This window comes from Microcoleus sp. T3_A4 (genome assembly GCF_036700465.1).
Taxonomy (GTDB): Bacteria; Cyanobacteriota; Cyanobacteriia; order Cyanobacteriales; family Microcoleaceae; genus Microcoleus.
Map to the genome: position 1 here is coordinate 139503 of NZ_JAUBOY010000005.1, position 14739 is coordinate 154241.

13 protein-coding genes are annotated in these 14739 nt (G+C 46.4%); 7 read left to right on the plus strand and 6 right to left on the minus strand.

Annotated elements, in window-relative coordinates; genetic code table 11:
• Positions 1-14 precede the first annotated feature (14 nt).
• The 3 genes from QUA07_RS04560 to QUA07_RS04570 form a co-directional block, all read right to left on the minus strand.
• Positions 15-833 carry an ion transporter gene (locus QUA07_RS04560; protein ID WP_333322950.1) on the minus strand — a complete coding sequence of 273 codons (819 nt, stop codon included), beginning with the start codon at positions 831-833 and terminating at the stop codon, positions 15-17.
• A 295-nt stretch (positions 834-1128) separates the two neighbouring features.
• Entirely contained in the window at positions 1129-2022 is an 894-nt protein-coding gene (locus QUA07_RS04565) for a DUF2382 domain-containing protein (protein ID WP_333322951.1), read from the minus strand.
• A 535-nt stretch (positions 2023-2557) separates the two neighbouring features.
• Positions 2558-3793 (minus strand): HetZ-related protein, encoded by a 1236-nt coding sequence (locus QUA07_RS04570; protein WP_333322953.1) that lies wholly within the window; start codon positions 3791-3793, stop codon positions 2558-2560.
• A 43-nt stretch (positions 3794-3836) separates the two neighbouring features.
• On the opposite strand from QUA07_RS04570, the gene QUA07_RS04575 reads away from it, so the two are divergent.
• A complete protein-coding gene (locus QUA07_RS04575; RefSeq protein WP_333322955.1) occupies positions 3837-4121 on the plus strand; it encodes a hypothetical protein in 285 nt (94 codons plus the stop codon).
• Positions 4122-4313: 192 nt separating this feature from the next.
• On the opposite strand, the gene dtd is transcribed toward QUA07_RS04575, so the two are convergent.
• Together dtd and QUA07_RS04585 are read right to left on the minus strand one after the other, a co-directional pair.
• A complete protein-coding gene (gene dtd, locus QUA07_RS04580; RefSeq protein ID WP_333322957.1) occupies positions 4314-4769 on the minus strand; it encodes a D-aminoacyl-tRNA deacylase in 456 nt (151 codons plus the stop codon).
• Between the two features lie 308 nt (positions 4770-5077).
• Complete coding sequence (locus tag QUA07_RS04585; RefSeq protein ID WP_333323039.1) at positions 5078-6217, minus strand: GTP-binding protein; 1140 nt, start codon at positions 6215-6217, stop codon at positions 5078-5080.
• Positions 6218-6329: 112 nt separating this feature from the next.
• On the opposite strand from QUA07_RS04585, the gene QUA07_RS04590 reads away from it, so the two are divergent.
• Positions 6330-6560: a hypothetical protein gene (locus QUA07_RS04590; protein ID WP_333322959.1), complete on the plus strand. Its 231-nt coding sequence runs from the start codon at positions 6330-6332 to the stop codon at positions 6558-6560.
• A 116-nt stretch (positions 6561-6676) separates the two neighbouring features.
• Here the strand turns inward: QUA07_RS04590 and QUA07_RS04595 are convergent, their stop codons facing one another.
• A complete protein-coding gene (locus QUA07_RS04595) occupies positions 6677-7078 on the minus strand; it encodes a fasciclin domain-containing protein (RefSeq protein ID WP_333067889.1) in 402 nt (133 codons plus the stop codon).
• A 422-nt stretch (positions 7079-7500) separates the two neighbouring features.
• Here QUA07_RS04595 and QUA07_RS04600 point away from each other — a divergent pair, with 422 nt between their 5' ends.
• The 5 genes from QUA07_RS04600 (at position 7501) to QUA07_RS04620 (ending at position 14606) form a co-directional block, all read left to right on the plus strand.
• Positions 7501-8538: an aldo/keto reductase gene (locus QUA07_RS04600; protein WP_333322961.1), complete on the plus strand. Its 1038-nt coding sequence runs from the start codon at positions 7501-7503 to the stop codon at positions 8536-8538.
• Between the two features lie 836 nt (positions 8539-9374).
• The gene (locus QUA07_RS04605) at positions 9375-10676 is read left to right on the plus strand and encodes a glycosyltransferase family 1 protein (RefSeq protein WP_333322963.1); all 1302 of its coding nucleotides are present in this window, start codon (positions 9375-9377) and stop codon (positions 10674-10676) included.
• Positions 10677-10805: 129 nt separating this feature from the next.
• Positions 10806-12053 (plus strand): UDP-galactopyranose mutase, encoded by a 1248-nt coding sequence (glf, locus tag QUA07_RS04610; protein WP_333322965.1) that lies wholly within the window; start codon positions 10806-10808, stop codon positions 12051-12053.
• Positions 12054-12157: 104 nt separating this feature from the next.
• Positions 12158-12514: an STAS domain-containing protein gene (locus QUA07_RS04615; protein ID WP_333322967.1), complete on the plus strand. Its 357-nt coding sequence runs from the start codon at positions 12158-12160 to the stop codon at positions 12512-12514.
• 208 nt (positions 12515-12722) lie between these two features.
• On the plus strand, positions 12723-14606 hold the full coding sequence (locus QUA07_RS04620) for a glycoside hydrolase family 2 TIM barrel-domain containing protein (RefSeq protein ID WP_333322969.1): 1884 nt from the start codon (positions 12723-12725) through the stop codon (positions 14604-14606).
• Positions 14607-14739 lie beyond the last annotated feature (133 nt).

Genomic DNA, 14739 nt, shown 5'->3' on the forward strand with positions numbered 1-14739 from the left:
GGCATCTACCTAATTCAAGACTTTGAATTCTGATTTAATAATTGCTGAATCTCAGCCCGCAAGGCAGCAATTTCAGTTTGAAGTGCTGCAATTGATTTCGCTCCTGCTAATTCTGCTTCGTCATCCTCTGCATCGCGACCAATAAAAAATGTGGCGATGGTCGCAGTTACATAACCAAAAACCGCAAACGCATAGAGTGCCAGAACAAGGCAAAGTATGCGACCTTCTGGCGTTTTGGGCCAATATTCCGAACCCATTGTCATCATTAGCATAGCCGTCCACCATAAGGCTGTGCCGTAATTATTTAACCCGGAGGAACCATCGGCGACATCTTTTTCAAAAGCATACATCCCTGCTGCACCTACCAAGGTAATAATTATCGTTAGTCCTACGACATAACCAAATCCGCGACGGCTAACACTCGCAGCTAATGCCCGCATCCCTCGATTCGTACCAGTCATAACTCGCAACAACTGCAAACTTCGCACAGCCCGTGCTGTTTTGAATGCTCGCACAACTCGTACAATCCTCAAGGTACGCAAAGCAGGCAACAGCAGAGAAAAAGCCGTTATCCAATGGCTTTTGATATAGGAAATTTTGCGGGGAGCCAAGGCAAATTTAACTATAAAATCTGCAATAAAGATAATCCAAATAGTAGTGCTAACGACTTCTAGCACTGGGTTTAATCCCCAAATTAATTCAATAGTAAAGAGGGCTAGCCACACAAATGCCAGCACCAGCATGGGAGCTTCCAGCCAATCTTCTAGCTGTTGGAAAATCTCGCTTTGTTCTTGTTCTATGGCTTGTTTTTCTGCCAGGTTGGGGGTCTTCATCTACCTACCAAATCATTAGAAGTTGTCTTTTACGCTGCCTTTTAGCATAAGCTTTCGCCAACGGCACAGCAGTAAAGCCGTGGGGGATTATTGACGCGCAAATAATTAGGCTACTAATGACCCAAGCTAACTCTAATCCCGTTTTACGTAGCCCCAGCATGGCATAGAAAATCGCTGCCGCACCCCTTGGACCAAACCATCCTAAAAACAAAGTATCCTACCAGCTTTTTAGCTGACCCAGCTCATGTGGGCGAAGACAGCGCCACTACAAAACCTTGTTCAATTCATTCGCACTCTAACGCCCTTCCCTCTTCACCTCCAACTCTTCACGACGCAGTGTTTCCGTTGCCTCAACAATCTCCGTTTCAACTTCTTTCCTGATGTTAACTTCTTCGCGCACAAAAGCTTCTTTTTTTAGCTCAGCAGTTTCTTCGTAAACTTCCATACGCATCACCTTTTCCTGCTGGAATGGAGTATCCCGATTTACGGGTGCACCTGCCGTTCCTGGAGTTATACTTTCAATTACAACTCGCTCTTTTTCTGTGGGAATTGAAACTCGTGCCGTTTCGGTTTCTACTCGCTTGCCAATTGCTACCTCGCCAGCTTTGTGACGGCTTTTTTCTGCAACCAGTCGTTCTTCGTAGAGTCGGAATTTGTGATGCTCGCGCTCGTTCATCTGATACAATTGAGGCTCTTGTTCGTAAGTGTAGGTGTTGCGGTCATAACCAGCAGCGCTAGCTTGGTTAGAGACAGAACGCGGCATAGAAACTGGTGCAGATGCCTCTAAAGGCAATGATGCTTCTACAGGTGCAGACCCTTCTACCGTTAGAGTACGATAAACACCCCGCACTTGTTCTTCATAATCGTAATCAACTACCATCCCATCCTCATACCTGGGTAGTCTTTCTGCTTGGTCTTTACTCCTCAAACCCGTCGCGTAGATGCGCTCTGCATCAACATCCACTCGACAAAGAGCAACTGGAACTAATACCTTCTTGCCAAAAATCCAGAAACCTGTGTCAACAACAAAATATCGGAAACGTCCTGTCTCATCAACTAGCGCGGTATCGATGGAGCCAATCTTCTCATCTGTATTTCCAGCATAGATATCCAGGCCTTTGATATCTTCGCCATTAAAAGCCGCTTCGCGGTAGTGGGGATTAAAATCTTCAATTTTGTAAAGTAACATAGGAATCCTTCCCTTTCTATCTACATCAACTTATGCCTCCATTTTAGATATAACTCAAATTTGATGCTTCCTTCTTATGAAGTATTAAATAAAACAGAATAGTACGATGAGTATATTTATTTTAATTTTTTTCTGTCTCTGGATAGATGAATTCTCATTTTTTATCCATCTTCCGCTCCCTCAAGTTTCGCAATTTGAACTTTGAACAACTTTGCCTTTGTTATACTACTCCCTATGTTTAAATATTATTATGAATATATGCAATGCCGCCTCTTCAGCCAGCAATTTTCCATAACTGATAACTCATGAGTAATAACTAATAAAAACAAATTCCCCGGCCTAACCAGGGAACGAAAGATATTCAAAAAAGTAATGTTGTTTTAATAAATTGAATTTGCCAAAAAGCGGCGATAATTTAGTAGCAGCGATTGTTGATTTGAGAGCGGACGCCGGGGCGGGCAGTCCTGTACAGGTGCCGCACCCGATCGCATTTTCCAGTCTCAAGAAAACAGTTGCATTCATATTTGAGTACCACTTAAGCTTGGTTGCTGTTGCGAGTCTGGCTAGCCAGCTCCAACACTTGCGCCCAGCGTTTTTGGACTTGTTTGGGAGTGCATTTGAGCGCGGTGGCGATCGCCTTGTCGCTTTCTTGATTCCGCTTCATTTCTAACAGTTGCTGCATTTCGGGCGCAAGTTGAGCGCGAAATGCTTCCCATTTGTCCGAAGTCATTCCCAGCTTTTGATCGACATCAGCACCCAGCCATTCGTGGACGAGTTTCCAATTTTGAGTGCGGGCAAATTTTTCGACGTGATACTTGAAACGTTGTTGCAAGTAGTCGCGCTGGCGGGAAGACAAACCGAGCGCGCGGTCAATTTCCGAAGCCGAAAGGTCTTGCAATTTTAAAGTTAAGTAATTCACGCATTCTGGCTGATTTTGCGATTCCAGATAGGCGATTAATTCCGAGACTACTCGATCGCGCAGCACAGCATCAGCCGGATCGACAGTTTCCGATACCATTTGCTCGCGCACTTGTTGCAGCGCTGGAGAGCGGCTGTACATTTCCGCATCTTCTCCCTTGCCCGATTCTACAGCCATTTCAATGTCGATCGCTGTTTCGGGAGGTTGGCCCTTAGCAAATCCTTGAGCGCGCAACACGATCAGGCGCTGGCGGTTGCGGCCGGGCAAGCCGATTTGGCGCTTGGCGTAGTGTTCGGTAAAAGCCATGTACTCAGCCAATTCTAGCTGCGTGCGGGGCTGGTAGGTGACATCGAGTTGGTGTTCGCGGCGGAAAGCTCGCAGAGATTCGATGTAAAAGCCTTGCAAAAAGTCTTCAATCATGTTGTAGCGAGCTTGGAAGTTCAAGTTCGATCGGAAAGAAGCAACATGGCGGTAAATCATAGCCGCGAGGTGAGAATGCAGTTCGACGCGGCCTTGCTTGGAACCGAGGCGGTAATATTGCAGGGTTTTTTGCAACCGGTGCTCAGCCAAGGTGATTTGCCAAGCTTCAACTTCGCCGGAAATTTGGATGCGATCGCTCTTTTGGCAAATCCGTTCGACTTCCTTAGCAATCCGCATCGCCACTGCTTGAGCGCTGCGGCTGGCAGTTTTCATTTCGGCTTGCAATTCTTTGAGAGCGAAGTCAGCCAAAGCGAGGATATCGATGCTGGGAACAGTATTGACTTCGGCGTTTGGTTCGCTGGAGGTAGCCGGAATGCAGTTGAAGCCAGAAGCGGTGTTGCAGTTGACGGTGGTGGCAGTTTTGACAGTCATGGCGTTTATCGGGTGGTAGGGCACAGCGGGTGTGCGAGGACATTTGTCAGAGAGTGAGGCGGCAGTTGCTGGCGGTTTCGCTTGCTGTGCTGATTCAACTCTCTATACATTGAATGTTACGGAAGTAGAGATAACCGTAGTTATGCCAGTGTTCCACTCTCTCATGCAACAGTTTTTGGCTGCTGAATCTGATTCTAAGCGCTGGCTGTGGAAGATTGATTTTATTGCCGTTAAAGCCTTACTGTACAAGCATTCTGAGCTGTTATTTTGGTGTGGCGATCGCGAGGAAAATGGAGGGTGCTGCCAGGCCGCTGAGTGGACAATCTAATAACTGGCTATTTGAGGCGGTTTTGGCCGTTAGAGATTGTGGAATCGAGACTTGGCAGAGTGTAGCTAACTGCAATGTCTTCAGAACCTACGCAACAGCAGTTAGGAAACCCGGTTAATCTGAAAATTTGATCTTATTCAAGAAGGAAGAAGGAATCAAAAAGAAGCACAGAGAGCTTTGTTTACACACAATTCACCCTGATTCTTTCTCTAATACCAAAGTCACCGGCCCGTCATTCTCGATCGAGACTTGCATCATCGCTCCAAAAACGCCTGTTTCGACTTTTAAGCCGCTTTGGCGCAACTTTTGGACAAATTTATCATAAAAAATTTCGGCTCGTTCAGGAGCTGCGGCTCGGTCAAAAGAAGGTCGCCGACCTTTGCGACAGTCCCCGTAGAGCGTAAATTGACTGACAACCAGCAACTCGCCGCCCATGTCTTGTACTGACTTGTCCCAGCGCCCGGTATCCCCGGCCGGGTCGGGAAACAAACGCAATTCCAGGCATTTCCGAGCCATCCAATCGAGTTCTGCTTCGGTGTCGGTGTCTGCAATACCTACAAGCAAGTTAAGTCCGCAGCCAATTTTGCCGACAATTTGACCGTCAATTTCGACTTGAGATGATTTGACTCGCTGGATGATGACTCGCATGGGAAATTAGAAATGCTTAAATTTAAAACTAAAAATCAAAAGGTCAACTTACCTTTTTAATAGGAATTATGAAAAAAAAATTGGTTTCTCGGATAAATCTTGGTTTTAACTTATATCTTGCACCCTACTCAAGAACAGGCTTTCCGGCCTGTTCCACAAAGAGTATATTTTATTGTGGAACAGGCCGGAAAGCCTGTTCCTAAAAGGCTAATTGAGAGTGGTGCAAGATATAAGTTTTAACCGCGAAGTCTCGATGAAAAAACCTGGTTTCTAGCCAGCGCACGTCTGTTCTGTTTAATTTTCAACCTTTAGTTTTTCCCAAAACCTTTGCCACGATTGGTTGAAGGCATACAAAGACAGTTTTCGAGTTGCGATCGCAAAGTCTCGGTATCCAAACCCTGACCAATGAGAACAAGCTGATTTTTGCGATCACCTTTCCACTCGTCGTCATCCATCGAAAATCGCTTCCCGCTCAAGTGAAAAATATGCCGTTTAGGGCTTTCTTCAAACCACATAATTCCTTTCGCGCGAAACACATTTGTTGGCAGTTGTTTGTCTAAGAAATATTGAAATTTTCTCAGAGAAAACGGCTTGTCACTTTGGAAAGAAATGGAGGTAAATCCGTCATTTTCTAAATGGTCGGAGTGGTCGTGATGGCTGTGGTCGTGATGGCCGTGATCGTGATGGCCGTGGTCGTGATGGTCGTGATGTTCGTGGTTGTGATGGTCGTGATGTTCGTGGTCGTGATGGTCGTGATGGTCGTGACTGCTAGGAGTTTCTTCAGATTGGAAATATTTGTCCGATTCAAACAATCCGACGCTGAGGACTAGCGGTAGGGGAACTTGCGATTTTACAGTTCGCAGAATTCGAGCACCTTCTTTGACATCCCGAATCTTAACTTCCAACAAATCTAAATCTGCTTCTTCTACCAAATCTGTTTTGTTGAGGATAATTATATCGCCATAAGCTATTTGACTGTACGCTGCTTGAGAGTTGAACAAATCTAAGCTGTAGTTGGCTGCGTCTACTACTGTAACTATCGAATCGAGACGAGTCAGGTCGCGCAGTTCTGTGCCTAAAAAAGTCATCGCTACTGGCAGCGGGTCGGCGAGTCCGGTTGTTTCGACTACTAGATAATCAAGATTTTCTTGACGTTCCAGAACTTTGTAAACTGCATTAACTAAATCTTCATTAATTGTGCAGCAGATGCAGCCGTTGTTCAGCTCAACCATGTTGTCGTCGGTGGTGACAATCAGTTCGTTGTCGATGCCGATTTCGCCAAATTCATTGACCAAAACTGCTGTTTTCAAACCCTGCTGGTTGGTCAGGATGTGGTTGAGCAGGGTTGTTTTGCCACTGCCGAGAAATCCTGTAATGATTGTAACGGGCAATCCGTGTTTGGGAGCGTCCATCGCCAGTTCTGTTTCGGACTGAGTTGTAGATTGCATAGCTTGAATGTCAAATAATGTCGATCGCACTTTCTTTGTGGCTCTTATTGTATCTTAATTAGGACAAGGCCTGGTAAACCCAGTTTCTCGGAGAAATGTTGGGTTTGGTAGCATGGTATCTACGCATCAACCGGCAATCAGCCCCAGAGTGCAAAATAAGTGGGCCGCTAATTATCGGCAATTGCTAACGCTGTCGATCGCACTTTGTGATTTTTTTGATAAAATTTTTTCCAGAGTACCTGTGGGAGTTAGCCTACAAGCTGTTTTCCCGGTAAATTCAGCAAGGACAAATTGGGGGCAGACTCAAGCTGAGTGCGATCGCCCAATGCCCGCTGCTCTATAATAGTTTTAATTATCGAGCTGCGTAAAATATTTAACTTTCCACTATCAACGAAAACAGGGCGGTGGCTAACAACAGCCACCGCCCTCAAGATAGTATTGCGCTATCTAAATCTGTGCTTACGCAGGAAGCAAGACTGAATCAATAATGTGGATGACACCATTATCAGCAGCAACATCGGCTGTTGTAACGGTAGAATCATTGATTTTGACGCCATTGGAAGCATCAATTTTCACTTCTGAACCTTCCACTGTCTTGGCAGATTTCAGCTTGACCACATCAGCGGCCATAACTTTGCCAGAAACGACATGATAAGTCAAGATTTTTGTGAGCTTAGGAATGTCCTTAAGCAGTGCTTCTACAGTACCTGCGGGAAGCTTAGCAAAAGCTTCGTCAGTAGGCGCAAAAACTGTGAAGGGGCCAGCGCCTTTGAGAGTATCTACTAAACCAGCAGCTTTGACAGCAGCAACTAGGGTTGTAAAAGATCCAGCCGAAACGGCGGTATCAACGATATCAGCCAAGTGAGTCACCTAGTTTTTGTAATCTATAAATCACTATAACGCTAAAAAGTTAATTTAGCTACATTAATTTTTTCTTTAGTTCTGTCTGGTTTTCTGATATTTAAGATAACAATTTTTTATTTAACTTCTTTCATAAAATACCTATCTAAAGGTAGATATTTATTTTTAACTTTTAGTGTATTTTTATTTAGCAATGTAATCCTAAATACATTAGTAAGACGATCGCCCCTGCGCGCTTTTTAAACTAAACGCAGGGGCGATGCTGTCTCGCCCCTGCTACAACATTTTGATTAACTTGGCAAAACATTCAACCTTCAGCGCCACGCTAACAGATTACAAAAGCCCGCCACCCCGACTGATGGCAACAGTTTGGGAAATCCCGATCTAAACTGTTAACAACCACTAACTAGCGGAAGGGTGACATGAGATACAAACTACTAGGTCACAGCGGACTTCGCGTTTCGGAAATCTGCCTCGGAACCATGACTTTTGGGGAAGAGTGGGGTTGGGGGAGCTCCTACGACGAAAGCCGGAAAATGTTCGACGCCTTTGCAGAAGCGGGCGGCAATTTCATTGATACCGCGAATCTCTACACCAACGGTACTAGCGAAAAATATGTCGGTGAGTTCATCGCAGCCGATCGCGAAAAATGGGTAGTTGCCACTAAGTATAGCCTCAACATGAAGAATGGCGAAATCAACGGTTTCGGCAACCACCGCAAAAATATGGTACAAGCAGTAGAGGCAAGTTTGAAGCGGCTGCAAGTTGAATACATAGATTTGCTGTGGCTGCACGCTTGGGATTTTACCACACCCGTTGAAGAAGTGATGCGCGCTTTTGACGATTTGGTGCGCGCCGGAAAAATTCTTTATATCGGCATTTCCGATACGCCGGCTTGGATTATTTCTCAAGCAAATACGATCGCCCACCTGCGCGGGTGGACACCATTTATCGGCTTGCAAATCGAGTATTCTTTAAAAGAGCGAACTCCTGAACGCGACTTGATCCCTATGGCAAAAGCCTTTGATATTGGCGTCACAGCTTGGAGTCCCCTAGCAGCCGGTTTGCTGACAGGAAAATACAACACTTCAGAAACAGCCAGCGAAGCTAAACGGCTGAATTCACCTGAATCGGGAAAAATTAACGAACGAGACCTCAAAATAGCTGACGAAGTTAGCAAAATAGCAGCCGAAATTGGCAAACCTGCTTCTCAAGTAGCCCTAAATTGGCTGATCCAACAGCCAGTCGAAGTTATTCCGATTGTGGGTTCCCGCAAACTCTCGCAACTTCAGGAAAATCTCGCTTGTTTGGAGTTTGAATTAACCCCCGAACAAATGCAGCAGTTAGACAAAGTAAGTGCAATTGAATTGGGCTTTCCCCACGATTTCTTAAAGAGTTCGATGGTGCAAGATTTTGCCTTTGGAGGGGGACTCGCCAAAATTGACAGCCGCCGACTGTAAAGTTGCTGCTATTTTCTAGTCGCGGGTTTACGTCGATATGTGGCGTTTGATTGCAGATATCGGCGAACCCGCCCTTAGAGGGATGATTGACATTTGTGCTGTGGGCGCGACGTTAAATTGACGCCCACAACACAAATGTCATCACCTTAGTTTCTTGGCACAGACTCGCGCAAAATCTTAGGTTTATCGTTGCCGTTGCCTGGTTTCTTTGTTATTGTTGAGACAGGTGCTCTTCGATGAGTTTCAGCCCACTGCATAAACTGTCAATTGTTAATCTATCGGAAGTCAGAAATCTCGGGTGCAACTTGGTATATTAGGATACAAATTTACCAAATTAGCGATCGGATTAGTTAAAAAAAAGCAAGGTTTGTCAAATCAAAAAGCAACATAAACTTGATGGCAAATTTTCTCTCATCTTCAAATAAAGCAATAAAACTCGCTCTTTTTTCACCCCATACCTGCCAGTTAAGAGTCATTTTACAAGGTCGATCGGCATTTTAACGGCTTTTGAACCCAGCGTGCAAGCTAGGTGTCTCCTGAGATAAAAGTCATCCTTCAGATAGAAGTTAGGGCAGAAAAACTGGGTTACATTTAACAACAATAGCAAGTCTAACAATATTAACTTATCTCCAAGTTTCAATTCTGAAAAAAGCAGATAAGCCTGTTTTTTCCGCAGCTAAACAGTTTCTTTGTTTGGCTCACTGAATGCGGCGCTTGCTCGTCAATAAAAGTTCTCAGATTTATGCTTGCGGCTTTTAGTAAGACACGGCTGAGAAATATATCCTATTGACCACTTTTAACTGACAAATTTTCATTGACAAATTCCAGAGGCTAATATGTCGCCCCCAGAAAACTCAGTAAACAATAATTATAGCAATAAAGATCGAGCATGGGAGATCCGATTTACCTCTATAGATCCAGCCAAATCGCCCTCTCAATTCGCTGCCTCGCCCGCATTGCGCGCCAACTTATCAAAAACTGAGGCTTTAGATGCACCAGATTTAGTTTGCCTGTCTCATTTGCGGTGGAATTTTGTCTATCAGCGTCCGCAACATCTCTTGAGCCGCTGTGCCAAAAGTCGTCGCGTATTCTTTGTAGAAGAACCTGTGTTTAGCGCGGCTACAGATTGGTGGCTTGATGTCAGCATCCACGAAAGCGGAGTCTGGGTAATAGTACCGCACCTGAGTGAAGGAACCAGCGAAGCAACAGCACAAACTGCTCAGCAAGCTATGCTAGATGATTTGTTTCGAGCGGCCGAAATTAGCCACTACATCCTCTGGTATTACACACCAATGGCTGTCAGTTTCACAAACCACTTAAAGCCGCTAGCTGTAGTCTACGACTGCATGGATGAACTGTCAGCATTCAAAGGCGCGCACCCGGATTTAAAAGGCAATGAAAACCAATTATTAAAGCGCGCTAGCGTAGTATTTACCGGGGGACACAACCTTTACGAAGCTAAACAGCACCAGCACCCAAACATTCACGCCTTCCCCAGCAGCATCGAAAAAGAACACTTTGCGACAGCCAGGAATCTTTCACAAGAACCGACGGATCAAAAAGACATTCCTCACCCGCGTTTGGGATTTTATGGCGTTATAGACGAACGCATGGATATCGAACTGCTGGGGGGCATTGCCCAAGCAAGGCCGGACTGGCATTTAGTCATCATTGGCCCGGTGGCGAAAATCGATCCGACAACTCTGCCAACTCACCCAAATATCCACTATCTCGGCGGCAAATCTTATCAACAACTGCCAGCGTATCTTGGCGGATGGGATATCGCTATGCTGCCTTTTGCGATCAACGAATCGACTAAGTTTATTAGTCCCACGAAAACTCCAGAATACCTCGCTGCCGGCAAACCGGTGATTTCTACTCCTATCCGCGACGTGGTGCGGCCGTACGGAGAAAACGGCTTGGTTCGGATTGCTAGCAATTCTGAAGAATTCGTTGCTTGTGCCGAAGAAATCCTCAGCGAAAGTTCGGACGTTCGCACCAAGTGGCTGAGCGAAGTAGACGCCTTTTTAGCAGACAATTCTTGGGACAATACCTGGGGCGAAATGCTGGGGTTGATCGAAAGTGCGATCGACGAGAAACGGCAGAAAGCCGAAGACCGGATGAAAGTTTTAAGTTAGGAATGTTGAGGTTGAAGTGAAAGAGTTACACTTTACGGATTCAAAAATTAACACTCAACACTCCTCGCTGTATGTCCAATTACCAATTATTCCTTACCCTTACCCTTACCCACAATCAGAGGTGTTTCAATGTTTGACTATTTAATCGTCGGAGCCGGATTTGCAGGTAGCGTCATTGCCGAAAGACTAGCAAATGAGGCTGGAAAAACAGTCCTGATAATTGATACCCGCAACCACATCGGCGGCAACGCATACGATCACTACGACAACCACGGCATCCTCGTACACAAATACGGCCCCCACATTTTTCACACCAATTCGCGCCCTGTTTTCGAGTATCTTTCGCGTTTCACCGAGTGGCGGCCTTACGAACACCGAGTCCTCGCCAGTGTTGACGGTCAACTGCTGCCAATTCCGATCAATCTCAACACCGTAAACAAACTTTACGGACTGAATCTCACCTCATTTGAAGTCGAAGATTTCTTCGCAAAAGTAGCAGAACCAAAAGATTACATTCGCACTTCCGAAGATGTCGTTGTCAGCAAAGTCGGTCGCGAACTTTACGAGAAATTCTTCCGCAACTACACCCGCAAACAGTGGGGCATGGACCCGTCAGAACTCGACAACTCAGTGATTGCGCGCGTACCCACTCGCACTAACCGGGACGATCGCTATTTCACCGATACCTATCAAGCAATGCCCCTGCACGGCTACACTCGGATGTTTGAAAAGATGCTTTCTCACCCAAACATCAAGGTGATGCTGAATACCGACTACCGGGAGATTGAGGGTTTTATCCCTTACGGAGAAATGATTTACACCGGGCCAGTCGATTCCTATTTCAATTATTGCTACGGCAAACTTCCTTACCGTTCCTTGGAATTCAAGCACGAAACACTGAACGTAGCCGTACACCAAGAAGCACCGGTGGTAAATTACCCCAACGAGCATTTATATACTCGCTGCACCGAGTTTAAATACCTCACCGGACAAGAGCATCTAAAAACTAGCATTGTCTACGAATATCCCCAAGCTGAGGGAGACCCTTACTACCCAGTTCCGCGTCCAGAAAATGCCGAAATTTACAAGAAATATAAGGCTTTGGCTGATGCTACTCCGGGAGTATCTTTCGTGGGAAGGCTGGCGACTTACAGGTATTACAACATGGATCAAGTGGTCGCTCAAGCTCTGACAACTTACAAACAAATTACTACCAAGCCGGTGATTGAATTGGTAGAAAATGTTAACGCTTCTGCCTCTAATGTAAGCTCATCCAATGGAGTTTCCCATCGCCCAGCCGCAGCTTCTCTAGAAGTCGCTGCTGTCAACCAGGGCAACAGCAATGGCAACGGCAACGGCAAATCTGTTAGCAAGTAGCTGGAAGTTGCGAGTTCCTGGTAAAAAGGTAAGGTGCTGATTGAGCACCTTACTAGGTTTTTATCAAAAGTTATTTAATAATTCAAACAAGCTTTGAGGTAAAAATGAACGTTCTAGTTAAAATTGTTTTGTCTCATGAGGTTTTGGAAGTTTCTCAATTTGCTCAGTTTCAGAAAGAAATACAGCGCCTCATTGAAAGCGGTGGCAAAATTCTGATGCTGGATTTCTCAAAAATAAATTTCCTGAAAAATTCCGAGTTAATGGCTGTAGTGGCGATCGTGAAATTAGTGAGAGACAGCGAATGTATACTTTTGATCTCTGCCATGAGCGAACAAGTTAGAATTCTCTTTGAACTCACGGGACTACAGCAAATATTTCAGTGTTTGCCGTTTGCAGAAGACTTTTATCTCAAAAGTGACCCAACTGAACCGTTAGGAGGTTTGCAAAGTCTTGCTAGCTAGAGGAAGAGGGGGAGAGGGGGAGAGTGGCGCATAGGAAAAATCTTCCTGGTTTATTCTTTTTTCTTTTGACTAATGACTTCAGCACAAGAGAGCCTTCAGATGAGGCTGTTTTAATGGGCAGAACTTTTGCAAATTAATCAGCAAAAAACTTGTCAAAGTGGTGGTAATTGTAGCTAACCTATAAATATAACTTTGGGTAGATGTGCCGATGAGTTGGTTAGGTAGAGAACTAGAAAATTGTGAAATAGAAGAGTCTGCAACTCTTGATAGTAAGGTGACTGTTCAAGGACGGAAAACAGGTTATCCGCGCCCCCAACTGCGCCGGAGCAACTGGATTTGTCTCAATGGTCAGTGGAAGTTTGCTTACGATGACGCGGGCCACTGCGTGCAGCCGATCGATATTTCTGAGTGGACTCACACTATAGAAGTGCCGTTTGCTCCAGAATCCGCAAAAAGTGGGATCGGCGACACAAATTTTCACGCCAACTGCTGGTATGAACGCGAATTTGACGTACCCCACACAGAAGGCAGAGTTCTCCTCCACTTTGGGGCCGTAGACTACCGCGCCCGCGTCTGGGTGAACGGTCAGTTTGTCATAGAACACGAAGGCGGACACACTCCTTTCACCGCAGACATTACAGCAATTGTGAACCTCAACGGGCCGCAGCGGGTGACAGTCTGGGCCCAAGACGACCCGCAAGATTTGGAGAAACCGCGCGGCAAGCAAGACTGGCAAATAGAGCCGCACAGTATTTGGTATCCGCGCACGACCGGGATTTGGCAGACAGTCTGGGTAGAATTGGTGCCTCACACTTATATCGAGCGCATCCGCTGGACTCCGCAGTTTGAACGCTGGGAAATCGGTTTTGAAGCGTTTGTCGCGGGCGATCGCCAGTCGGGAATCCAGATTAAAGTTAAACTGTCGATCGGCTGTTTGCTGCTAGTCAACGACACCTACGAAGTCATCAACGGCGAAATCCACCGCCGTATCGCCCTCTCAGACCCTGGTATCGACGACTACCGCAACGAATTGCTGTGGAGCCCCGAAAAACCGACGCTAATTAACGCTCAAGTACAGTTGTGGGCCGACGGCAAACTACTCGACGAGGTAAAATCTTATACCGCGATGCGGACGGTCAGCATCCAGCGCGATCGCTTCATGCTCAACGGCAGACCCTACTATTTGCGACTGGTGCTCGACCAAGGTTACTGGCCCGACACCATGATGACTGCCCCTTCCGACGAAGCTTTGCGCCACGATGTCGAATTAGTCAAAGCAATGGGTTTCAACGGCGTCCGCAAGCACCAAAAAATCGAAGACCCCCGATTTTTGTACTGGGCTGACGTGCTGGGGCTTCTAGTTTGGGAAGAAATGCCCAGCGCCTACCGCTTCACTCCCAAAGCCGTGCAACGGCTGACGCGGGAGTGGACAGAAGTCATCGACCGCGACGCCAGCCACCCCTGTATCGTAGTCTGGGTGCCGTTCAACGAATCTTGGGGAGTTCCGAATTTAGTCGAAGCCGCAGCCCACCGCAACTACGTGCAAGCGCTGTATTTCTTGACCAAAACCCTCGATCCGACTCGCCCCGTCATCGGTAACGACGGCTGGGAAAGCATCGATACCGACATCCTGGCGATTCACGACTATGACAACAACCCGCAAACCCTAGCTAAGCGCTACGGGCCCGAAGTCCAGCTAGCCGATTTGTTCGATCGCGGGCGTCCGGGCGGGCGTATCCTCACCCTAGACGGCCACCCGCACCAAGGACAGCCGATGATGCTGACAGAATTCGGTGGCATCGCCTGCGCCGGCCACGAAAACCCGGATTTTTACAGGGTTTGGGGCTACGTGCGCGCATGGGACACGAAGGAACTGCAAAGGCGCTACACCGCGCTGCTGAAGGTGGTAAACCAAGTGGAAATGTTCAGTGGATTTTGTTACACACAGTTGACCGATACTTACCAAGAAGCTAACGGTTTGCTGTATGCCGATCGCACTCCCAAATTTCCCCTAGAGACGATGGCTGCGGCAACTCTCGGCTGGGATATTCCCGAAGAAAGTTCACAGCCGCAAGCTATTACTCAGTGCTAATCGGGCATGGGGCATGGGGCATGGGGCATGGGGGATCGGTTATTAGTTATTAGTTATTAGTTATTAGTTAATTGCTAACAATTACCAATTTCTAAATTCCTAATGCCCAATGCCCAATGCGCCATGCCCAATG